This is a genomic window from Enterobacter sp. RHBSTW-00175 (genome assembly GCF_013927005.1).
Classification (GTDB): Bacteria; Pseudomonadota; Gammaproteobacteria; order Enterobacterales; family Enterobacteriaceae; genus Enterobacter.
The window spans coordinates 4,693,853-4,715,360 of the sequence record NZ_CP055930.1 but is presented as its reverse complement, the minus strand read 5'-3'; the positions used below and the strand labels follow the sequence as shown (position 1 = coordinate 4,715,360).

Below are 21,508 nucleotides of genomic sequence, written 5' to 3'. Positions count from 1 at the left end.
ATGCTCAGGATAAACGTTCGCAGTTTAACTGTTCCTGATAACCGTTGCGTATTTCCGCTGCGATATGTGGCTGAGGTTTACCAAATAGATACCCTTGTGCGAAATCGCAGCCCAGCGCCTGAAGACTCTCCAGCTGTTCCTGCGTTTCAACACCTTCTGCAATAGCCTTCATATTTAGGGATTTCGCCATCCCCGTGATGAGTTTGATGATATTAATGGCGTCTTCCTGGGTAGCCAGCGAATGGACAAATGACTTGTCTATTTTGATTTTATCGAAGGCAATCCGGCTCAGTCGCGACAGAGAAGAGTACCCCGTACCAAAATCATCGATGGAGATTTTCACGCCCTGGGATCTGAGCTTGTTCAGGGTATTCATCGGTGTAGTGCTCTCCGTAAAGAGAGAGGATTCAGTCACTTCCAGTTCAAGACGTTCAGTTGGAAGCCCTGTTTCCTTCAGAATGGACAGCACTGTTCCGGCAAAGGTTTTACTGCTGAGCTGGACAGGAGAGACATTGACTGAAATTTTCGCCGGAACTGCCCAGGTCGCCGCTTCCCGACAGGCCATTTCGAGCACCGTTTTACCCATCTCGTTAATCATTCCTGTTTTTTCAGCAACCGGAATAAAGCTATCCGGTAACAGGAGTCCCTTCAGAGGATGTATCCAGCGAATAAGGGCTTCATAACTGTAAATTTCCCGGCTGAACGAATCAACAATAGGCTGATAATAAACCACGAACTCTTTGTTCACGATTGCCATGGCCATATCATGTTCAAGGGTTCTGCTTTCTTGCAGCTTGTCTAACATGCGCTGCCGGAAGACTTTTATCTTACCTGAACCTTCATTTTTGGCTTCATAAAGGGCCAGATCGGCAAATTTATAGAGATAGTCAGAGCGGCGTTCAGTCTCAGAAATAACAATACCCACACAGGTGGTGATGTTGATAATGGTGTTATAAATCGTGTACGGCTGGTTGATAAATTCACATATTTTTTGGGCCCGGGAAACCGCCTGGCTTTCGGTCAGGCCACTCGAAAGAAACGCAAACTCATCTCCGCCTAAGCGGTAAAGCGTATCTGAAGCAAGGCTCATCGACACCAGACGGTGGGAAATCTGGCGTAATAAGATATCACCGGCATCATGTCCGTATGTATCATTGACCTCTTTGAATCGATCTAAATCAAACAACATGACAGCCACAGAGTGATTAACTTTTTCTGCCACCTCGATGGTTTTAGTTAAATTTTCCCAGAAGAAATGGCGGTTATTCATCTCTGTGAGAGAGTCGTGGTAGACGTCATACTCCAGTTTTGCATTCTGGCTTTGCAGTTTTTCTTTCGATTTTTGCAATTCTTCGGCAAGGCTTTTAACCTGAAGATGCGCCTTCAGAATATTTCTGTTTTGAAAGAATATCAGCACGCCTAATATCGCACTGAGTATTATTAGCAGTACCGACGTTGCTGAATAAATATAATACAGCGTTTGAATATTGTGGTTCGCATTATTTATCGAGTTAACATCTTTGTCTAATGCGCCAGATGAAAGGCGGCTTAGCGGCGAATCAAGCTCATGCATGACTTTCAGGTACTCCTTGATGTCTGAACGGTCCATCTTCTCAAGATGAACATCCAGATATTCAAGCGTACTTTGAAGTTGTAACGCCAGTTCATGATGGGCTTTATTGCTGTCTATATAATGCCCTAAATCACCGCCTTTCATTAAATCACTCTGGCTGAGCATAATGTCGAGACGCAGGCGTACGTCATCAAGTTCCATCGTATCAACAATAGTGTAAAGACCAAGCCATGACTCGAAACGGTAATATTCTGACACCAGCTGTGCAGCAGACCATGAGTCGGTGTAACGACTTAGCTTCTGTAACTCTTGTTGCCTTTCATGCACAAGGAAAGAGATATACCCTGTGGATATAAAAAGGGAAAAGATTATGCCAGCCAGTATTCTGTTCATGATGCTCCTCTGAACTCTTACTCAATACTCATGCGGCTGACCTGCCATGCTGATCGTGAATAATAGATCTGATTATTCAGTTCAGGCAAACTGTCATAGGGATACACAATGAAGAACGGGCCTTTATCACGGACACGCATATATTCCCCGTTAATTTTAAAAGCGAGGATCACATTGTAATTCTTGAAATCACTGAGAGGGATAACAGTGGTGTAATCATTGAGCGCGGTGACCTTAACAACAGTCCCTTTCGCCCCGACATAATCCATGAGCTTTTGCATGGAAATACCCGTAAAATTCGTGCGCCCATTATACCAAGGTGAAGAGGTCTGAAAACTCACTACGCCCAGTTTCTCAAGGCTCGCGATATCAAAAACGGCTTTGCCGTTATCGTTGGTATTTTCTATTTTACCCGACATGGTTAAAAGGACTTTACCGGTAGGTTTGGTAAGTTCCCCTGCCCAGACCTGAGTGCAGACCACCAGGCTCAACAACATGACAATTAAACGCATTCTAACCTCACCTATCTACCCGATGTTAAAGGATTATAATTTAGATATCATGCCTTTAGTATATGCTGCCTGGCCAATCTTGTTGCAATAAGTTCAACAACATTTTAACTGAATGGAATCAATGAGTTAAGTCATATCGATTTTTTAATATTAATTAATAAATATCGACACTGCTATTTGATGTGCGATTAATCCTATGGTTTTTGTACAAAAAACAAGCCACCAGTTTAGGTAGTACGTTGAAGACCTACGAAAATAGAGGTTTATTAGATTGTGCAGCCACAGGAGAAATCACGAGTCACGGCTACGGTTTTCCTGACATATTGTTATTTCCCCTGCGGTAATTTTATGGCTAACCCTGCATATCAAAGCCGGATTTCTGAAAATCCCGATAAACATCCGGGTTGGTAAAGGCCGGGAACTGGGCTTTTTGGGCTGCTGATTTTATGGCCTCGCAATAGGCTTTATTGCCGTTGCTGGTTGATATGTTTAACGCCGTACCATCCTCGGCAAATTCCAGATGGAGCCTGCATTTCTTCCCTTTCCAGCGTTGTGGATCTGCAATTTTGGCATTGACTGCGTCTCTGATTGCCCGCGCTTGTGCACCCCATTGATCATTGTCATCCCAGCGACCAGAGCCGCAACTACCCGTTGCCGTTGTTTTATGGCATCCGGACGGATGTAACGGCGCACACCCTGCTGCCAGGCTGGCCACAACGGCCAGCATCACGATTGTCTTCACCCTTTTCATTCCCTTTCCCTTATTTCTGCGTTATCGCCGCGTTGAAGCAATCTTCATCTACCGTCAGGCTGGCGATTTTATGCACCGGGCCGCACATGCTGACCTGAAAATCGTGGCTGAAGCTAATCTGCAATTGCCCACCGGGCATATTGACGTTGACCCGATCGTCAACACGGCCCAGCTTGCGCATCGCACTGGCGGCCGCGCAGCTGCTGCTACCGGATGCGGTCGTGAATCCGGCCCCTCTCTCCCAGATACCGATGCGCAGCGTAGCGCGATCAACGACTTCAACGAATTGCACATTCGTGCGTCTGGGGAACAGAGGATGGTTTTCAATCTGCGGGCCTAAACGGTGCACCTGTGCCAAATCCAGCTTATCGACGGGTACGACACAATGGGGATTGCCCATTGAAACCAGTGACACTGACAGGGTTTCATCTTTCAGTTTCAGGGGATAATTCAGGGCTTCGGGCAGATCCAGTAAGGCAGGCAATGCCGCCGGATTAAAATTCGCCTGGCCCATTTCGACCGTAATCTGATGAGGATCGTCATGAACAGTGCAACGGACGTCTCCACCTGCGGTATGCACCAGAAACGGCTGATGTCCCACCCGACCGATATCAAAAAGATAACGTGCGTAAATTCGCAAACCATTTCCGCTTTTTTCGGCTTCAGAACCGTCAGGATTAATGATCCTCAGCGTAGGGTGAATCTTATCGCCGCTGTCGATAAGCAGGCCGTCAGAACCGATGCCATAGTGGCGATGGCACAAGATCTGAATCTGTTCATTGGTCAGTCGGTCGGCAATATCTCGATGGCAAACCAGGTAGTCATTACCGAGGCCATGATATTTATGCAGAAGAAGTGATGTCATAGGGTTAATCGACTAGCAGCGGAAGAGTTAACTTCATAATACAACAAGTTATTTATCTGCAAATAAAAACAGCTTCATGCGGAATCAAAAAAGCGGACGCAGTTTGCGCCTTACTGGGAAATGGTTCCAACGGATGCTAGCGTTTTAAAATTTGCCATCTTTAGCCAGAACACCGGGGTTCGACCCTCACAAGGCTGTATTCATCTCGTCAGCCAGGATTTGCAGTTGTGCTTTCAGCCAGTTAGTCACGCCTCGCTTACCGCTGCGTTTATGTGAATAAATCTTCACTTCAAACGGGCGGATCGCGAATGGCAGTGGGAAAATCCTGATATCCGTCGCCGGAACCAGTTTCTCAGCGGCATATCGCGGGATTGCCATCAGCAGATCGCTCTGGGCAACGATAAAGGGCGCGCTGAGCATAGACGGGGTTTTGATCGCGATTTGCCGGGTATGCCCCAACTGCTCAAGCTGTAGATCCAAAACGCCCTGCTTCTCATTCCAGGGCGTCACCACCAGATGTCGGGCGGCGAGATAATCCTCCAGCGTCAGTTGTGTCCGGCGGGTGTTACTGATGACAACATACTCATCTTCGAACCAGCTAATCTCTTCCAGTTCCGGGTGACGAATGTCATCCGACGTGCTGAACCCGAGCGCCAGATCCACTTCCCCTGCCAGCAGTTCAGTCAGTGCCGGGCTATGCGGCAAATAGCGTAACTCCAGGCGCAAACCTGGCGCCTCATGCTGCAACTTGTGCATCAGCGCAGGGAAAATACAAAATGCAGTGAAATCCGTAATCGCAATCTGCAAAGACTCCGTACTCTCAGAGGCTTCAAATTCCGGCTGTGGCGTCAGCTCCTGATTGAGGAATTTTAGTGTCGATGCAATCGCAGGCGCAAGCTGAGTGGCATACACACTGGGGCACATGCGATGGCCTTCCCGATAAAATAACGGATCGTTAAGCGTGATACGCAGGCGAGACAATGCATGGCTCAACGCCGATGTGCTCATTGCCAGTTCATCCGCCGCCAGCCGCACAGAGCTGTGACGGTAAATCGCGTCAAAAACGGGGAGAAGGTTTAAATCAAGACGCCTCAGAGTTGGATGCATAACATTCATCATTTGTTGATTTCATTGCACTTAATTCTTCTGACGATAACCTTTATGCTTAGCCCCATCAACAAAATGCAGAGCAAACAGGAATACTCATGAGCATCACGATTCGTCAGGCCCGCCCGGAAGATGCATCCGCAATTTACGATATGATTTACGAGCTGGCGGTTTACGAAAAAGCCCCGCAAGAGGTTGTCACCACGCCAGACGAGATCCGGGAAACACTTTTCGCCGCAGGCAGTAAAACCGAAGCATTGATTGCCGAGAGTGAAGGTAAAGCCGTGGGGTATGCCGTTTTCTTCACCAGCTATTCAACATGGCTGGGTCGTAACGGTATCTATATGGAAGATTTGTATGTTTCCCCGGATTATCGCGGCCAGGGTGCGGGAATAGCCTTGCTAAAAAATATCGCGCAATGCGCAGTGCAGCGCCAGTGCGGCCGCCTTGAATGGAGTGTTCTGGACTGGAACCAGCCCGCCATTGACTTTTATCTGAGCATTGGCGCATTGCCGCAGTCTGAATGGGTTCGCTATCGTCTTGATGGTGAAGCACTGCTCAAATTTGCCGGCTAAATACATCCCCTCCTGACAGGCTCGCTGGAATGGCGGGCTTTTTTGTGCCAGCAATTTTAATACTTCCATATTGATAAGATCAGCGTGATTATTGCATTAATGCTAATTAGCCGAGCTACTTAATCATGGAAAACTTTAACGAACTGGCCGCCTTCGCTCTCGTTGCCCGTGAACGCAGTTTCACCCGGGCAGCGGCAAAAATGGGGATATCTCAATCCGCCCTGAGTCAGACAATACGGAATCTTGAATCCCGCCTTGAAGTACGCCTGCTGACACGCACGACCCGTAGTGTATCACCGACCGAGGAAGGTGAATTTCTGTTAACTAATCTGGCTCCTAAGCTGGACGATATTGTTAACGTGCTCAATTCGCTCAGAGGAATGCGGCAAAGTCCGGCGGGAATGGTCAGGATCTCTGCGGCGTCACATCCGGCGGTTTCTGTCATTGAACCAGGGCTGCGTAATGTGTTGCGGGAAAACCCTGACATTAAGGTTGAGATTGCCGTGAATGATGCGTTAGAGGACATTGTTGCTGAACGTTTTGACGCAGGTGTCAGGCTAGGGGAACAGGTCGCCAAAGATATGATAGCCCTGCGTATCAGCCCGGATATACGGATGGTTGTCGTTGCCTCCCCTGAGTATTTTTCACGCCATCCGATACCAGAATCACCGCATCAATTGACTCATCATAATTGCATCAATTTACGTCTGGAAACCTATGGCGGTCTTTACCCCTGGGAGTTTGCAAAAGCGGGTAATGAGCTAAAGGTAAAGGTGGATGGCCAGTTGATTTTTAACAATCTGGAGTTGCGGTTAAACGCTGTTCGGGCAGGCGGAGGGATAAGTTGTTTTCCCGAAGACACTGTCATAGACGATATCAGGGAAGGAAGGCTGATTCAGGTGCTCGACGACTGGTGCCCGACATTACCCGGATACCATCTCTATTATCCCAACAGGCAACATCATTCCCCGGCATTTCTGCTCGTGTTGAACGCCCTCAGATACACGAGCATGTAGCCTGAACGGGCAGAGCCGGATGCCCTGCCCGTTCGGGGCTTACAATTCCTGCGCGGTGGGACGGAAAATAATCTCGCTGATGCCCACATCGTCAGGCTCGCTGATGGCGAATGCGACCATACGGGCATAGGTTTCAGGCGCGACACCGACATTTTCGACATATTCACGGTTCGCAGCCTGCACGTTTTTATCAGAAATGTGCTCCAGCAATTCAGTCTTAACGGCTCCCGGTGAGACAAGCGTGACACGAATGTTCAGTGCGGCAGTTTCCTGACGTAATCCCTCTGTCAGCGCGCGAACGGCGAATTTTGTCGCGGAATAGACGGCTGAACTCGGGAAAATAAGATGTGCAGCAACCGATGCAGTATTGATAATGTGCCCGGATTTCTGTTCCTTCATATAGGGCAGAACCGCCGCAATACCGTGCAGTACGCCGCGAAGGTTCACATCAATCATCTGATCCCATTCGTCCACATTGCACTGGTCGAGGCGTGAAAGAGGCATCACACCGGCATTGTTGATTAACACATCCACGCGGCCAAAACGGTTAACGGCAGACTGGATGAGGTGCTGGACATCATCACGTTTTGTGACATCAGTCGCCACCGCAATCGCCTCTTTGCCCTGCTTCGTTAACTCGCTGGCAATCGCGTCGATACGGTCGGTACGGCGGGCAGCCAGCACGATTTTCGCACCATTCGCAGCAAGGTGACGAGCCGCAGCCTCACCCATACCGCTTGATGCACCGGTGATCACAATCACTTTATCTTTGATGTTATCTGTCATTTTTTTCTCCTGCTGATGGGATGATTCGCAAGGTCTTACTTCGACAATGGGTGTGAGCTTAACCTTGAGTATCCTGACTGTTATCACAGCCGGAAACGGGTAACGCGGATAATCCTAGCAGGGTGGGATTAATACGATAATACGTATAAATTGCTAACAAACATTAGTACAACTAATCAATCTCCCAGAGATTAATGAGGTGGCGTAACCCGCTATGAAAATGGCGCATTGAAGACGAAGCGGGAGATGTTTTTTTCACTGAAACTCATCGGGCTTGACTCAACAGAATCATTCGCTCCGCCGCTTTTTGCTGCGCTGTGCAACACCAGTCTGGCGCAGGCAACTACAGCTCTGCGCTCAAGTATTAAAGGCGTTCGTCTAGTGGTGCTGACGACCTTAATCAGAGGCTTCAGCACGTAATGCAGCCTGCACCGCAGGCCGTGCATGGATTCTGGCCATATAGGCTGATAGCACAGGCCAGCTATTCAGGTCGATGGCGAAGAATTTACACCAGCCCAGCACGGTGAACAGGTAGGCATCAGCAACACTGAACGCCGACCCCATCAGACAGGTTTTGCCGTTGAGTTGCTCCTCAAGAAAATTGAATCGCCGGAACAGCTTCTCGCGATAAATTGATTTGACCTCTTCGGGCAGCGAGGAATTGAATAATAGCGCCGAGCCCGCGTGTATTTCACTGGTGATAAAGTTAAGCCATTCCTGGAGACAAACCCGATCCCAGGTGCCCGCGCGTGGAGCCAGCCCGCTTTCCGGTTTACGATCCGCAAGATACTGCACAATGGCCGGACCTTCAGTGAGTATCTTGCCATCGTCAAGTTCAAGAGCTGCTACATAGCCTTTTGGATTAATGGTCAGGAAATCGCGCCCGTCAGCAGTACGCTTGCTACGGTTGTCCACTTTAACCAGTTCAAACTCAAGCTCCAGTTCGCGCAGCACGATATGGGGTGAAAGTGAACAGGTATCAGGGGCGTAATAGAGTTTCATGTTGTCTCCTTTGAATTAAAAATAGTAATCAACGCTTACTACGTTCATGAATACACTCTGCTTAACGGCGTTATTGCTGTAAAATTAATTGTTCATAATTTAACTATTAGTTGAGCTACTGATACCCATGATGAATCTTTTGCACTGGCGCCTGGTGGTAGCCGTCGCAGATGCCAACAACATTTCACGGGCTGCCGAAGAAATAGGCATGACGCAGTCTGGTGCCAGCCAGGCAATTGCTCAGCTGGAGGCCGCACTTGGGTTTCCGGTGTTCACACGTGAGCGGCGCTATATTGGTGTAACCGCTCTGGGTGAGCAGGTTGTCGCACATGCAAGGAGCATGGTATTGAAGCTGGATGCGATTCGTTCCCTGGCAGACCAGAGCCAGGAATTGAACAGCGGTCGCATTCGCCTGGCCAGTTTTCCCTCCGTGACGTCCACATTTTTACCCAGGTTATTACGGGACTTTAAGCGCCTGCATCCCGGTATTGAGGTAGTTGTTCTGGAAGGTACAGACGAGGAAGTTGAGGAGTGGCTCGCGCAAGACACCGTTGAACTCGGGGTTGTCATGAACCCTGCCCCCGGGCGCGCAAATATTGTCTTAGGAAAAGATGCCTGGGTTGCGGTAATGCCGGCTCGTCATCCACTGGCGGGGCTCGCAAGGACATCCGGCATTACGTTAGAAGAACTGGCAGACCAACCCTTTATTCTTGCCACCGGAGGGTGTTTAGTGAATGGGCAAAGCCTGATGGAAAATGCTGGCTTAAAGCTCACTGACGTACGCGTGAAAGTACGCGACTGGGTCAGCGCCTGCTTGCTGGCAGGCGAAGGTATGGGCGTCGCACTGGTACCTGAATCGGCTCTGCCGGAGAAATTACGCGGCCTGTGCGTGGTCCCCGTAGTACCTTCCCTGCATCGTGAATTTGGGCTGGTGTGTTCACCATCAGGACACGCATCCGCTGCGACGCAGGCGCTGCTCAAAGGTCTGTTTTCTGATAAATAGCCATACCGACTTCTGGGTCAAAGGGCCTGCTACATTTCAAGTGCGGCAAGAATGTCGGCTTCCATTTTCTCCGGGGTGGTGTACGGTGCAAAACGTTTGAGTGGTTTACCATCCCGCCCGATTATGAACTTAGTGAAGTTCCACTTGATTCGCCCTCCCAGCATGCCGGGCAATTCGTTTTTCAGATAACGAAACACCGGGTGGGCAGCAGTTCCATTGACCTCTACTTTCTCGAATATCGGGAAGGTCACACCGTAGTTAATGTGACAGGTCCGCGCGATGTCGTCGGCGTCGCCGGGCTCCTGTTTGCCGAACTGGTTACAGGGGAAACCCAGCACCACCAGCCCCTGGGCGGCGTATTTCTTGTAGAGCGTTTCAAGGCCTGCATATTGCGGCGTGAAGCCACACTGGCTGGCGGTATTCACGACCAGAACCACCTTGCCCGCGTAGTTGGCCATCGGGATAAGCTGGCCGCCCAGACTGGTGGCTGAAAGTTGATGAAAAGTGGTCATATCAGGCTCCTTAAAGCAGAACTCGTTCGAAATCGACATGGCAACAGATTTACGTTGCTGTCAGAGCAGGTCTGAAATTGTGTGTGAGACATCTTTGCAAAGTCGAACGAAAAGAACAACAAACCCTCAACCTATGTCCCCACGGATGAGAATGACACGGCCGTCAGTGAAGCCTGAGCAAGTAATATTGGTTTGATCATAACACTCTCCATTTTTATCTTTATAGTGATAACGGCACTGAAACAGTGCCGTTCAAGTAACGTATTATTTATTTGTATTCAGGTTGGTATTAAAGAATGAGACCAGCTTATCCCACGGGATAAGTTCAGTGCGATCATACAGATCGATACGGTTAGCGCCCTTAATCTCCATAAGCTCTTTCGGCTCAGCCGCCATTTTATATGCCGTATCGGTATAGGTGCGGGAAGGTGCCGCATCCCCCACGATAAAAAGTATTGGTCGTGGTGAAATGGATTCAATATCAATAAACGGATGGAAATTCATCAATCTGGCGTAGGTTGCCGGCGTGGTTCGGCGATCGTTGGATGCCACTTTACCTCGCTCGGTCTGATAGAAGTCATTCGACTCCTTTCCTTCAATAAACACCGGATCATTTTGCCCTGGGCCGTAGACGGGCTGCCCGGTTTTAAACGTTTTGTAGCGCTGCTCAGCTGCGGTTGCCAGGTCTTTGTTTCTCATTGCTGCGGTCCGTTCGTGGTTCAGACCGGTACGGAAATACTCCCCCATATCGTACATGCTGACGGTGGCGAGCGCCTTGATGCGCGGGTCCACTTTGGTTGCCGCGATAGCGAAGCCGCCACTACCGCATATGCCTATCACACCAATCTTATCTCGATCTACAAACGTGCGTGTTCCGAGAAAATCAACAGCAGCACTGAAGTTTTCTGCATAAACATCAGGCAGCACCGCTCCACGTGGCGTACCGGCACTCTCCCCCCAAAAGGACTGATCGAAAGAGAGGGTAACAAAACCAGCCTCCGCCATTTTCGTCGCATATAGATTAGCGGCCTGCTGTCTTACCGCGGCAAATGGATGGCCAACAATAAGTGCATCGTATTTTTTCCCAGCCGCCATATTCCGGGGAGTAAATAACGTGCCAGTGACTTCCATACCGTAAATATTTTTGAATTTAACGATTTCAGTATTCACTTTATCGCTTTTATAGAAATTATTTGCACCATGAGACATATCCGCAGCGGTAGCTATGTTTGTACCCGCAGTGAATGCGATGCTCATAATTGCCAGCGTGACCAACAATTTTAATTTCCCTTTTGAATGTAATTTCATATTACCTCCTGAATTAAACGACGGTATTAGGACGAACGAAGTGAAACATCCATACAATGAAACACCTCAGGACAGCAGAGCCCTTTCAGGCTGGATTTTCTTTGACTTGTTTTGCGCGTTTTAACAGCAGTAATGCCACCACGGCAGTGGAGAGTACAACCAGCGCACCGGCCAGAAATATGGCGTTGAGTCCCAGATGCCCACCGACCCAGCCAAGTGCAGGACTGCCGATTGCCATCGCCACATCAAGAAATGCTGTGTAGATCCCCATCACCGTGCCCCGGTTCTGTGGTGTCGAACCACTGATGGCTTCGATACCCAGTCCCGGATACACCAGCGAGTAGCCAAAGCCAGCGAAGGCGGCGCCAAGGGTTGCTATCAGGGATGTTCCCGCAAGCCAGATAAGGAAAAGCCCTGCGGCCTGGACGAGGACAAATATCAGCGCAACACGCGCGCCGCCAAAGCGATCAGGCAGGTGGCCCGCAGCGGTTCGGGCAACAATCAGCGCTACACCAAAGGCGGTAAATGCCAACCAGACGGGTTGCCAGTTCATCGAGCTGTAATAAAGCGAGCTAAAGGCCAGGATGGTACAGTAGCCTGTACTCGCAAGCGCAGCACCCAGGCCTGGTAACCAGACTGCGCGCATCACAGAGCCAACAGAAGTCTGTATAGCATGTGGATGAGGAGCCACAGCGGGCATACGAGCGAGATACATGAGCACCATCAGCGGAAGCAGCAAGGTCAGTAACACAACCGCCTCAAAGCCGAATGCATCGTATAACAGCGTGCCCACTGGCCCGCCAAGCGCCATAGCGGCAAACATCGCGGTGCCCACCCAGGCAATGACCTTACCCGCATGCTCTTTATCAACCAGGGCCAGCCCCCATGCCACTGCACCGGTAATGATGAAACTTTCTGCACCGCCAAGGATCGCACGCCCAGCCAAAAGTACGCTCACTGACAGTGACGGAATACTCACCAGCCAGAGAGAAGCCTGGTATAACAACCCTGACACAGCAGCGGCGATGAGTCCTGCGACCACGCCCTTTTTAGCACCGCGCTTGTCTGAATAGCTCCCGGACCATACTCGGGAAATAAGCGATGCAGCAAACTGCGCCCCGGCAACCAGACCCACAATAAAAGTCCCGAAACCCAGACCATTTTTGACATGTAATGGCAGGACGGGTAGTGCAACGCCGATAATAATAAAGCCGACCAGAACGGCGGTCATTACGGGTATTAACGTAGCGACAACTGAAGTGCCGGAAATATGGTGTGATTGTTTTACAGGCATATAACTCAGCCCCTTCCCTTTTCATGTATAGAATGTCGTATATCTGTTTTATTTTTCAGGCACGAAGTGGCCTGCAGAAAATTCCATTTAGAATTTCCTGTTTGTCTTCAGGGATAAATTAGTGCGTTTCTTTCTTAATCCTGGAGAGTAAAAATCATCCGGAAAAACAGGCGCGGAGATTACGCGCCTGATACGCTTTTAATAAACCTGTAGCGTTGGCCGGAAAAGTATTTCGTTAACGTCCACGTCGTCAGGCTGGCTGATAGCAAATGCTACTATTCGCGCAAAGGCATCCGCCGGAATTGCATTCTCATAGGTCTTAGACATACCTTTTGCAACATCTTCGTCGGTGATGGTTTTGATCAGTTCGGTGTCTACCGCCCCAGGAGAGACGATAGTCGTGCGGATATTCCAGGGTTTCACTTCCTGACGCAGTCCTTCTGAAATAGCCCGGACAGCCCATTTAGTGCCTGCGTATACGGCCCCACCGGGACCCACCTTATGCCCGGCGACGGATGACACGTTGATAAACTGCCCGGACTTCTGTGCTTTCATATACGGCAGCGCGGCGGCAATACCGTAAAGCACGCCCTTAATGTTCACGTCAATCATCCGGTCCCATTCATCTACTTTCAGTTTGTCGAGCATGGAGCTCGGCATTAAACCCGCGTTACTGATGATGACATCAATGCGACCATGCAATTCTACCGCCCGGTCAACAAGGGCCTGAACCTGAGCGCGATCCGTCACGTCGGTACCCAGTATGGCTCTGTGATCCAGCCCCAGTTCCGCGGCAATATGTTCCAGCCTTTCCATACGACGGGCTCCCAGAACCACTTTCGCGCCCAGCTTTGACAGATGTCGGGCTGTTTCTGCGCCCAAACCGCTGCTGGCACCGGTGATGACGATGATTTTGTTTTCGATACCCTGAGACATATTGTCCTCCTGTAGGGCGTTGTTAATTCGACTCGCGCTGTTCAAACACCGCGTTGAAAACCGGTGCGGCAATGATTGACTTCATCTTCACCTTGCTGGTTGACTTCGACAAATGGCGTAGCGGCTTACATAAAGCCCTCAGACCGGGTGGGTGGTTATTTAGTGAACGAAGAAAGTATATCTGAGGACGCATTAAGTGATTAGATGGTAAAATGAGATTGAAATTATAAGGAAAACCTTTAAATGGCCGATGATAATCTGAATGCCCTCGCCGCATTTATGGTGGTGGCTAAGGAACAGAATTTCACGCGAGCAGCAAAACGTCTGGGAGTCTCACAGTCAGCACTCAGTCAGACCGTTCGCGTTCTGGAAGCCCAGCTCGGGCTCCGGTTGCTTAACCGAACCACCAGAAGGGTCGTCCCGACTGAAGCCGGGGAACGTTTACTCTCTTCAGTCGGACCTCAGATAGAGGATATTCAGCGTCAGTTAATGGTGCTGAGTGAATTACGTGATAAGCCAGCTGGTACAATACGCCTTACAGCAACGGAATATGCAGCAGAGTCAATACTCTGGCCAGCAGTAGCGCGTCTCGTTAAAAAATACCCCGATATTAAGGTCGAAATTCTTACAGATTATGGGCTAACTGACATCGTAAGAGATCGTTTTGATGCCGGTGTACGTCCCGGCGAAACTATCGCCAAAGACATGATTGCCATTCGTATTGCGCCAGATATGCGGATGACAGTGGCAGGATCACCTGATTATTTCAGTAACAGGCATGTGCCCATTACTCCGCAGGAATTGACAGATCACAATTGTATAAACCTGCGCCTTTCAGGACATGGAGGGCTCTATGCGTGGGAATTTGAAAAAGACGGACGAGAACTAAATGTGCGAGTTGATGGTCAATTGGTTTTCAATACGGGAAGCATGATACTGAAAGCGGCACTTGAAGGTCGAGGACTAGCCTATCTACCAGAAGGGCAGCTTGAACCTTATATCGCATCCGGAAATCTTATTCGCGTACTTGAAGATTGGTGTGAACCATACTCTGGATACCATCTTTATTATCCAAGCCATCGTCAACCCACCCCGGCATTTAGCCTGTTGGTTGACGAACTACGCGCTTCAACGCGCTAAACCAATAGAGTTAATCTTTCCTGACAAATGGATGTCAGCTTCTTGCACAGGGCTGCTGTTGCAGCCCTGACTCACTCATACCTCAGATAAAGAAACAGGGTTATATTTCTGGCGGATGAACTTTAATCATGGGAATAAAGCTCATGCAACTTAAGAGAGGGTAGTTTTTTAAAGCTGATCATTACCCAGACGAGTGTAATTGAGGCAGCAGTAAAAGCGACTTGTTGTAAACCCCGTGTCATATCATCTCCGCCTGCTCCCAGAACAAGGCCAAAAACTGCAACTCCGGTTACTCCCCCCATTTGTCTGGCACAGTTAAAGAAGGCGGATGCAGATCCAGCAGAACGCTGTGTTGCCTGCGAAAGCACCATGTTGGTCATGATGGGCATAGCAAATGACGTCCCGCTTCCCAGCAGTATCATGGGTAGGAATAACTGATAAGCGGTCCATTCAGGTGTGATAAAGAAAATTATCACAAACCCAAACATGCTGATCAGGCTACCCAGGATGGATAGTGTCCGAACAGAGCACCATGACGAGAACCATCTTGAACAAAAATTAACGAGGGCAGTTAAAGCCATCATCGGCATGAAGGCAATACCCGTTTCAAGGGCCGATAAGTGTAATCTGTTCTGAAAGAAAATACTGAAGATAAAAACAGCACCATAGAACACCAGGTTACAGAGGAGTCCAACAAGTACAGCGCTGATAATAAGTGGATTTTGTCTGACCTCTCTTGCAATAACGGGATTGGCTGAAAGGCTATCAACACGACAGAAAGTTGCCATCATTATTACAGCAAGCGTCAGGGTCGTGAGGATCACCGGACTTGTCCAGCCATATTCCCCGGCCTCGGTAAGCGTAAAGGTCATCATCGCCAGTCCCAGTATAATGAACGCCTGACTCAGCAAATTCATTTCAGTTCTGGATGGGCTGCTGGCTTGAGCCAGGCGAAGGATCACAATAATACTCAAGAGTCCCAGCGGGAAATTGATAACAAATATACTTTTCCAGCCAAAATACTTAATCAGCAAACCACCTGCTACGGGGCCTGCAACAAGCGCGAGTGAACCCGCCGCAGCCCACATTGCAATAGCAGAAGCGCGTTCATGCGAGTTGGAGAAATACTGGCGAAGGAGCGTAAGTGAGCTGGGCAGTAAAAGAGCAGCCCCAACGCCCTGTAAGCCCCTGTTAAAGTCAAGCCAGTAAATGGTCGGTGCCAGAGCACAGCATACTGAGGCAACGATAAAAATGGTCACACCGCAGATAAATGTGTTTTTTGAACCGAAACGGTCAACAATGCTACCGGAACTGAGCATCAATGCGGCAAAAACAAGTGCATACGCATTAATGACCCATTCCAGATCGGAAACCGTAGAATTGTAGGCGTCCTTAAGTGAATGCAATCCGACGTTTACAATGCTTACGTCAAGCTGGACAAGAACGATCCCAAGGCAGGATGCAGCAGTAAACCAGCGTTTACTGGTCCGTGATTCAGTCATTTATATTTCCCGTTTTTATTCAGATTTTCCCGCCATATGACGGAACAATTTCAGCCTGACGGCCGCGCCCTAAGTTAGGCTGACGCACACGTTGATGTGCCCGGAAAATAATATTTGAAAGAAGAGAGACGTTTAATAATCAAAAGTCCAGATTACTTTCGTAATAGTATCAGTCTATGACGATTTTAAAGTTAAAGAGGCTTTAGTTCGTGTATGGTCGAAGTGGGTATACCGGCCCTTCCCGGTATTGAGCCCGATGTGCTGTGGGTGACATCCCATAAACACGCTTGAATACGGTACTGAAGGTGCTTTCATTTGCATAACCAAGCCTGAAAGCCAGATGCTTGACCGGCTCACTGCTGAGTCTGAGTGCCCTGCTGGCAATGTGCATACGCCAGTGAGTGAGGTAACTCAGCGGCGTGGTTCCCGTCAATTCATTAAACCGCCGCGCGAATCCTGCCCGTGACATACCCGCGACGTTGGCCAGGTCTGCCAGTTGCCAGTTCCTTTCGGGGGTTGTATGGACAGCGCCGAGGGCTTTAAGGATACGTGGATCTCTCAATGCGCCCATCCAGCCACTCAGTCCTGATTCTTCAGAACAGATCCAGCCACGAATACCTTCAATCATAATGAGTTGCATCAGATGGTTGCCCGCAAGTGAAGCGCCCGGGAGCAGGGATAGATTTTCCTCGTGAAGCCGGGCCATTAACCAGTACAACGTTGAGGATGATCCCGTACCTGTTTTAATGGGAATCACCAAAGGCAGTAAACCAAGTAGCAAACCAGCAGGCATCGGATCTATCTCCATTTTTCCGGCAAGCAGTATGCTGTCGTCACCACCGTAATCCGCAATACCGTCACGACGCTGATAGGGGACGCTCTCCGAAGGTACAGCAGACAGGTTTGGATCTGTTGCCATTATGAATGGGGTTGAACGGGTCAGAATTAAGCCGTCACCGGGGTTCATTAGATGCCAGTCCTGCTCAGCTTCAAGCCGAAACCATAAAGTCCCTTTACGAAGAGAGATAAATTTCATACCGGAGAATCCCGGATAACGCATGGCCCAACACGAACCAGCGGACTGCCCGCTCGTAATGTAACTGCTCGCCGATAGCAACTGTAGAACATCAGATAAAGGGTCCATTGAGATTCTCGAATAAGAAATCATGAATAATCTTTCTTAAAATACCATTTCCCAGAGACCAAAACCTTGCAAGTTAACTGAAAGACCCACACTGTGTGAAATCATTGTCTGGAAGATGCAATAGAAGGTACAGGTTCACCAATATAAGTGTGTGTGCAACAGCGGCAAGCTACCACAACGTCCTTTCCGCTAATTGACGGGTTCACCTGTTGCAGGATTCCATTCTCATCAACAAACAGACCCGGATAAAAGCTACTTTCGCCAATGCAGACTAAGTCTCTTCGCTGATGCTCATGCAGCGCGACCAACCAAAATACAGGTTCTGTGGTATCAAGGCGTCCACATACTTCGCTAAATATGTCATCCCAGGGCTTACCAATCTGTTTGATCAGAAAATAAAACAAGGGTGTGTAGTCCCGTCCACGCTTCTGCCCGCTATGCATCGTCTCGCGCTTCGCCAGTAGTTCATCACCGACCTTTTTACGATTGCGTTCCCAGCGATACTCCGCACCTGGATTATTAGAATGGTGCCGCGTCGTCGTGTTAACACTGCGATACAGTTTATGGGACTTGCTCAGTTGATGGGTACGCATAGCGCGATCTCCTGCATCCTTTCTTTTGTGGGTCAGTCACCCTGCCGGAACCTGATTCAATAATTTGTGACTGTACAAATAGCGGTCATTATTAAAGGCGGTTTCATTCTGCTGAAATACCTCCCCACTGACAACTACCAAAAAGTCCACTCCGGCTAAGCGGCAGTTTTTGAACTATGTTTAACACCAGTCAGAATAATACGTGTTGCAGTGTCATTATGGCCGGAGCAGCGACTGTCTCATTCCGGAAGCATTTGAAAACCAGAACTTCACTCTGAAGTATGCCAACATTGCGTGAGTAGGATCCATATCCGGAGAATAACGTGTTCGGAAAATTTTTATTACACTACATGCCAGGGTTACAAAATTTATTAGCCTACGATAAAAGCTGGCTAAAACATGATGTTAAAGCCGGGCTGTCTGTTGCAGCTGTCGCACTCCCCGTTGCTATTGCTTACGCTGAGTTGGCGGGTGTTGGGGCAATCGTAGGGCTGTATTCCTGCGTTTTACCAATGATAGCTTATGCGCTGTTTGGTTCTTCACGTCAGCTGATTGTTGGCCCTGATGCAACGACCTGCGCGGTGATTGCAGCCGTTGTGTTTCCTCTTTCTGCCGGAAATCCCGAACTGCACTGGCAACTGACGATCATCATGACATTGATGATGGGCGGCTGGTGCCTTCTTGCCAGTAAATTTCGCCTGGGCGCACTTGCCGATCTGCTTTCTCATCCCATTCTTACCGGTTTGCTAAATGGCGTAGCCGTGACGATTATTGTCGGGCAATTAGGCAAGGTTTTGGGGATCACGCTTGATGAGGCGCAGGTTATTGAGAAAATAATTGCCTTGCCAGGCCGAATCGCAGACAGCCATTTATTAACTTTAGGGCTATCACTTTTAACGTTAGCTATTTTAATGGTTATCAAAACGTATCGCAGCCACTGGCCAGCACCGTTGATTGCCATTGCGATAACAACGGCACTGGTATGGGGAACATCTGCGCAAAATTATGGTATTGCCACTATTGGAGGGGAAGGTTTCCAGCCTGGTTTACCCGTCGTTAACTGGGCGGCATTTCAGCCAGGTCCGATGCGTGATTTAGTGATCCCGGCGCTGAACCTGGCTTTGGTCAGTTTTGTCAGTCTTATGCTGACCGCTCGCAGTTTCGCCGCGAAAAATGGCTATGAAATTAATGCTGATGCAGAGTTCAGAGCTCTGGGTATTGCGAATCTCATGTCTGGATTATCCCAGGGGTTTGCTATCAGTGGAGCCGATTCCCGAACCGCAGTTAATGATTCAACTGGGGGGAAAAGTCAGCTGGTTTCTGTGGTCGCAGCCCTACTCATCGGTATCGTGGTCGTATTTTTCACTCAGCCATTACAGTTTATTCCGGTTTCTGCATTAGGTATCGTTCTAATGTATGCATCGTGGTCATTGATTGATTTACGTGGGCTATGGAATCTGAGGCGAAGAAATAAACAGGCATTTCGCCTGGCCTTCTTCACGTTTGGCTGCGTTTTAATTATCGGCGTTATCCAGGGGATCGGCCTTGCGGTGTTGCTGGGTCTGTTACAGTTTCTGCGTACAGTCTTTCGTCCCTCTGAACACTTACTGGGAACTGACGAAAATGGAATGATTCACTCATTAGGCAATTCAACTGATATTAAAATGGTCCCGGGCGTGCTGATGTATCGATTTAACTCCCCGTTGACCTATTTTAATGTGGCTTATTTTAAACGTCGGGTTTTGAACTTAGTTGATGGTACCGCATTACAACCTAAATGGGTGGTTATTGATGCCGTTGCCTGCTTCACCTATTCAGATATCAGTGTCCTGGCCACCATTAATGAGTTAAAGCGCGACCTGAAAGTTCGACAGATTACGTTAATCCTTGCGGGCCGGAAAACGGAATTAACACGCTGGTTTAAAGACAGTCGGCCAACAATGAATGATGATGACATGATTCTGGCGCCAGACCTCTATTTGGCACTCCGGTTCATTCAAAGTAAAGAGAGTGCGAGTGAGGGTGAATCAGACGGTGATGTACAACCAAACCCTGGTTAAATGCCCGTTTTCGGCACGCAGCAGACAGGCCTGGGAGCATGAGGCCTTAATTGAGGTGTGAGTTCAATGGATCGATGCAACGCTATCCTTAATCAAGGGGGGGTTGCTATGAAACGAAGAACGCGCATTAACTACACGCCAGAACAGAAAGCGATTATCTGGGACAGGTATAAGCAAGGTGATTCCCTGCATGATATCGCCAGAATGTTCGACCGATGTTATTCGTATTTACGTGTGACTTTTCTTTTTTATAACCGTTCAGCTGACGAAACTGTTCATAACTCTGGTAACCGCAGTTGGATGGTGTTTTCATTTTGAGAAATGATTCTGAAGATGTAGCCGCTCCATGTCCAACGTCCGCTTCTGGCTCGGAGCATACAAGCTAACAGAGCTAAAGGTCCGCAGTGAGCAAGAAGCTGACGTTTAAGAGTTAAACTCTAACAATGCAGGAAAACTGCTCATAGAAAAGGAAGCAGATTTCGCTACTTCCCAATGCTGATTAATGAAAGGATCGGTCATCAGCATTTTTAATTACTTCAGAGTATTTACCGCATCAAGAATCACGTTCGCTACTGCATCTGGCTGTGAGATATGAGGAGCATGGCTTGCGTCCAGTGTAGTCACATTAGCATGAATTTTCTTTGCCATAGCTTTCTGCAGATCAGTGTTGAGCATATGATCCTGGAGACTGACGATATACCAGGATGGTTTTTTTTCCCAGGCGGCATCGGTTATTTTTTCTCCAAATATCGCCCCATTTGTAGGTTTCTGTGTTGCATACATCAAAGCTGCTTGATCGGCTGACACATCCTGCGCCAGATGTTTAGCTACACCTTCACGAGTCAGCTTCAGATAACCGCCGTCATCGGCCTCAATGTGGTTGAAGCCTGACGCTACTGGATAGTTTTTATTCAAATCACTTACAGTTTCCCCCACCGATGGAGCGAATGCTGCAACGTAGACAAGAGCCTTAACGTTATCGTTATTCGCACCAGCTTCAGTAATTACTGCCCCGCCATATGAATGTCCAACCAGAACAATGGGCCCTTTGACCCGTGCAAGCGCACGTCGTGTCGTTGCAACATCATCTGACAGCGTGGTGAGGGGATCCTGAACGGCAATAACGTCCAGCCCCTTAGCCTCAAGCAGGGGAATGACTTTGTTCCATGCTGAGCCGTCCGCAAAGGCGCCGTGTACAAGAACCACGGTCGGTTTTTTTAATGCTTCACCGGGAGTTGCAGCCAATGCCGAGCAGCTCATGGCAGCCGCCATTAACAAAGACAGAGATACGTTTTTCATAATGACACCTTACTTTATGTTTAAAAATACAATCCGGTTTGATGCCGGAGACTGATTTAAAATGTATATTCAAAACATAAATGAATAAATCGTCATAAAACGACAACACCTGAAACAAAGAGGCTCAAATGGATCGG

Annotated in this window: 20 protein-coding genes and 1 pseudogene; 6 read left to right on the top strand and 15 right to left on the bottom strand. The window is 48.8% G+C overall.

Annotation, left to right across the window (positions count from 1 at the left end; all coding sequences use genetic code 11):
* Positions 1-4: 4 nt before the first annotated feature.
* The 5 genes from HV107_RS22825 to HV107_RS22805 all read right to left on the bottom strand — a co-directional run bounded on the left by HV107_RS22825 (position 5) and on the right by HV107_RS22805 (position 5,213).
* Positions 5-1,966, bottom strand: a complete 1,962-nt coding sequence (locus HV107_RS22825; RefSeq protein WP_182060994.1) for a bifunctional diguanylate cyclase/phosphodiesterase — start codon at positions 1,964-1,966, stop codon at positions 5-7.
* Between the two features lie 17 nt (positions 1,967-1,983).
* Positions 1,984-2,478, bottom strand: coding sequence for a molybdopterin-dependent oxidoreductase (locus tag HV107_RS22820; RefSeq protein ID WP_182060989.1), 495 nt, complete (start codon positions 2,476-2,478; stop codon positions 1,984-1,986).
* A gap of 352 nt (positions 2,479-2,830) precedes the next feature.
* Positions 2,831-3,229, bottom strand: a complete 399-nt coding sequence (locus HV107_RS22815) for a cell envelope integrity TolA C-terminal domain-containing protein (RefSeq protein ID WP_182060987.1) — start codon at positions 3,227-3,229, stop codon at positions 2,831-2,833.
* Between the two features lie 10 nt (positions 3,230-3,239).
* Entirely contained in the window at positions 3,240-4,094 is an 855-nt protein-coding gene (gene dapF / locus HV107_RS22810) for a diaminopimelate epimerase (protein ID WP_182060986.1), read from the bottom strand.
* A gap of 186 nt (positions 4,095-4,280) precedes the next feature.
* Positions 4,281-5,213, bottom strand: a complete 933-nt coding sequence (locus HV107_RS22805; protein WP_182060984.1) for a LysR family transcriptional regulator — start codon at positions 5,211-5,213, stop codon at positions 4,281-4,283.
* Positions 5,214-5,299: 86 nt separating this feature from the next.
* On the opposite strand from HV107_RS22805, the gene HV107_RS22800 reads away from it, so the two are divergent.
* Both HV107_RS22800 and HV107_RS22795 read left to right on the top strand, forming a co-directional pair.
* Positions 5,300-5,776: a GNAT family N-acetyltransferase gene (locus tag HV107_RS22800; protein WP_182060982.1), complete on the top strand. Its 477-nt coding sequence runs from the start codon at positions 5,300-5,302 to the stop codon at positions 5,774-5,776.
* A gap of 125 nt (positions 5,777-5,901) precedes the next feature.
* Positions 5,902-6,792, top strand: a complete 891-nt coding sequence (locus HV107_RS22795) for a LysR family transcriptional regulator (protein WP_182060980.1) — start codon at positions 5,902-5,904, stop codon at positions 6,790-6,792.
* A 39-nt stretch (positions 6,793-6,831) separates the two neighbouring features.
* Here HV107_RS22795 and HV107_RS22790 read toward each other — a convergent pair whose 3' ends face one another.
* Both HV107_RS22790 and gstA read right to left on the bottom strand, forming a co-directional pair.
* On the bottom strand, positions 6,832-7,578 hold the full coding sequence (locus HV107_RS22790) for an SDR family oxidoreductase (protein ID WP_182060978.1): 747 nt from the start codon (positions 7,576-7,578) through the stop codon (positions 6,832-6,834).
* A gap of 396 nt (positions 7,579-7,974) precedes the next feature.
* Positions 7,975-8,580, bottom strand: a complete 606-nt coding sequence (gstA, locus tag HV107_RS22785) for a glutathione transferase GstA (RefSeq protein WP_182060976.1) — start codon at positions 8,578-8,580, stop codon at positions 7,975-7,977.
* A gap of 127 nt (positions 8,581-8,707) precedes the next feature.
* Here gstA and HV107_RS22780 point away from each other — a divergent pair, with 127 nt between their 5' ends.
* Positions 8,708-9,583, top strand: a complete 876-nt coding sequence (locus HV107_RS22780; protein ID WP_182060974.1) for a LysR family transcriptional regulator — start codon at positions 8,708-8,710, stop codon at positions 9,581-9,583.
* A gap of 29 nt (positions 9,584-9,612) precedes the next feature.
* Here the strand turns inward: HV107_RS22780 and HV107_RS22775 are convergent, their stop codons facing one another.
* The 4 genes from HV107_RS22775 to HV107_RS22760 form a co-directional block, all read right to left on the bottom strand.
* A complete protein-coding gene (locus HV107_RS22775; protein ID WP_182060972.1) occupies positions 9,613-10,095 on the bottom strand; it encodes a glutathione peroxidase in 483 nt (160 codons plus the stop codon).
* A gap of 264 nt (positions 10,096-10,359) precedes the next feature.
* On the bottom strand, positions 10,360-11,403 hold the full coding sequence (locus tag HV107_RS22770) for an alpha/beta hydrolase (protein ID WP_182060970.1): 1,044 nt from the start codon (positions 11,401-11,403) through the stop codon (positions 10,360-10,362).
* 85 nt (positions 11,404-11,488) lie between these two features.
* The gene (locus HV107_RS22765) at positions 11,489-12,697 is read right to left on the bottom strand and encodes an MFS transporter (RefSeq protein ID WP_182060968.1); all 1,209 of its coding nucleotides are present in this window, start codon (positions 12,695-12,697) and stop codon (positions 11,489-11,491) included.
* 198 nt (positions 12,698-12,895) lie between these two features.
* Positions 12,896-13,633: an SDR family oxidoreductase gene (locus HV107_RS22760; RefSeq protein WP_182060966.1), complete on the bottom strand. Its 738-nt coding sequence runs from the start codon at positions 13,631-13,633 to the stop codon at positions 12,896-12,898.
* Between the two features lie 243 nt (positions 13,634-13,876).
* On the opposite strand from HV107_RS22760, the gene HV107_RS22755 reads away from it, so the two are divergent.
* The gene (locus tag HV107_RS22755; RefSeq protein WP_182060965.1) at positions 13,877-14,773 is read left to right on the top strand and encodes a LysR family transcriptional regulator; all 897 of its coding nucleotides are present in this window, start codon (positions 13,877-13,879) and stop codon (positions 14,771-14,773) included.
* 122 nt (positions 14,774-14,895) lie between these two features.
* On the opposite strand, the gene HV107_RS22750 is transcribed toward HV107_RS22755, so the two are convergent.
* The 3 genes from HV107_RS22750 to HV107_RS22740 all read right to left on the bottom strand — a co-directional run bounded on the left by HV107_RS22750 (position 14,896) and on the right by HV107_RS22740 (position 18,012).
* On the bottom strand, positions 14,896-16,275 hold the full coding sequence (locus HV107_RS22750) for an MFS transporter (RefSeq protein ID WP_182060964.1): 1,380 nt from the start codon (positions 16,273-16,275) through the stop codon (positions 14,896-14,898).
* A 202-nt stretch (positions 16,276-16,477) separates the two neighbouring features.
* Positions 16,478-17,419: an AraC family transcriptional regulator gene (locus HV107_RS22745; RefSeq protein ID WP_182060963.1), complete on the bottom strand. Its 942-nt coding sequence runs from the start codon at positions 17,417-17,419 to the stop codon at positions 16,478-16,480.
* 101 nt (positions 17,420-17,520) lie between these two features.
* Positions 17,521-18,012, bottom strand: coding sequence for a hypothetical protein (locus tag HV107_RS22740; RefSeq protein ID WP_182060962.1), 492 nt, complete (start codon positions 18,010-18,012; stop codon positions 17,521-17,523).
* A gap of 323 nt (positions 18,013-18,335) precedes the next feature.
* On the opposite strand from HV107_RS22740, the gene HV107_RS22735 reads away from it, so the two are divergent.
* Together HV107_RS22735 and HV107_RS27550 are read left to right on the top strand one after the other, a co-directional pair.
* The gene (locus HV107_RS22735; RefSeq protein WP_182060961.1) at positions 18,336-20,072 is read left to right on the top strand and encodes a SulP family inorganic anion transporter; all 1,737 of its coding nucleotides are present in this window, start codon (positions 18,336-18,338) and stop codon (positions 20,070-20,072) included.
* Positions 20,073-20,180: 108 nt separating this feature from the next.
* Positions 20,181-20,360: pseudogene (locus HV107_RS27550) on the top strand (hypothetical protein); the annotation flags it as partial.
* Positions 20,361-20,603: 243 nt separating this feature from the next.
* On the opposite strand, the gene HV107_RS22730 reads toward HV107_RS27550, so the two are convergent.
* On the bottom strand, positions 20,604-21,371 hold the full coding sequence (locus HV107_RS22730) for an alpha/beta fold hydrolase (RefSeq protein ID WP_182060960.1): 768 nt from the start codon (positions 21,369-21,371) through the stop codon (positions 20,604-20,606).
* Between the last annotated feature and the right edge of the window lie 137 nt (positions 21,372-21,508).

Excerpts from the sequence above, each read along its gene's own strand:
- HV107_RS22825 (WP_182060994.1), bottom strand. The coding sequence starts at position 1,966 with ATGAACAGAATACTGGCTGGCATAATCTTTTCCCTTTTTATATCCACA.
- HV107_RS22820 (WP_182060989.1), bottom strand. The coding sequence starts at position 2,478 with ATGCGTTTAATTGTCATGTTGTTGAGCCTGGTGGTCTGCACTCAGGTC.
- HV107_RS22815 (WP_182060987.1), bottom strand. The coding sequence starts at position 3,229 with ATGAAAAGGGTGAAGACAATCGTGATGCTGGCCGTTGTGGCCAGCCTG.
- dapF (WP_182060986.1), bottom strand. The coding sequence starts at position 4,094 with ATGACATCACTTCTTCTGCATAAATATCATGGCCTCGGTAATGACTAC.
- HV107_RS22805 (WP_182060984.1), bottom strand. The coding sequence starts at position 5,213 with ATGATGAATGTTATGCATCCAACTCTGAGGCGTCTTGATTTAAACCTT.
- HV107_RS22800 (WP_182060982.1), top strand. The coding sequence starts at position 5,300 with ATGAGCATCACGATTCGTCAGGCCCGCCCGGAAGATGCATCCGCAATT.
- HV107_RS22795 (WP_182060980.1), top strand. The coding sequence starts at position 5,902 with ATGGAAAACTTTAACGAACTGGCCGCCTTCGCTCTCGTTGCCCGTGAA.
- HV107_RS22790 (WP_182060978.1), bottom strand. The coding sequence starts at position 7,578 with ATGACAGATAACATCAAAGATAAAGTGATTGTGATCACCGGTGCATCA.
- gstA (WP_182060976.1), bottom strand. The coding sequence starts at position 8,580 with ATGAAACTCTATTACGCCCCTGATACCTGTTCACTTTCACCCCATATC.
- HV107_RS22780 (WP_182060974.1), top strand. The coding sequence starts at position 8,708 with ATGATGAATCTTTTGCACTGGCGCCTGGTGGTAGCCGTCGCAGATGCC.
- HV107_RS22775 (WP_182060972.1), bottom strand. The coding sequence starts at position 10,095 with ATGACCACTTTTCATCAACTTTCAGCCACCAGTCTGGGCGGCCAGCTT.
- HV107_RS22770 (WP_182060970.1), bottom strand. The coding sequence starts at position 11,403 with ATGAAATTACATTCAAAAGGGAAATTAAAATTGTTGGTCACGCTGGCA.
- HV107_RS22765 (WP_182060968.1), bottom strand. The coding sequence starts at position 12,697 with ATGCCTGTAAAACAATCACACCATATTTCCGGCACTTCAGTTGTCGCT.
- HV107_RS22760 (WP_182060966.1), bottom strand. The coding sequence starts at position 13,633 with ATGTCTCAGGGTATCGAAAACAAAATCATCGTCATCACCGGTGCCAGC.
- HV107_RS22755 (WP_182060965.1), top strand. The coding sequence starts at position 13,877 with ATGGCCGATGATAATCTGAATGCCCTCGCCGCATTTATGGTGGTGGCT.
- HV107_RS22750 (WP_182060964.1), bottom strand. The coding sequence starts at position 16,275 with ATGACTGAATCACGGACCAGTAAACGCTGGTTTACTGCTGCATCCTGC.
- HV107_RS22745 (WP_182060963.1), bottom strand. The coding sequence starts at position 17,419 with ATGGACCCTTTATCTGATGTTCTACAGTTGCTATCGGCGAGCAGTTAC.
- HV107_RS22740 (WP_182060962.1), bottom strand. The coding sequence starts at position 18,012 with ATGCGTACCCATCAACTGAGCAAGTCCCATAAACTGTATCGCAGTGTT.
- HV107_RS22730 (WP_182060960.1), bottom strand. The coding sequence starts at position 21,371 with ATGAAAAACGTATCTCTGTCTTTGTTAATGGCGGCTGCCATGAGCTGC.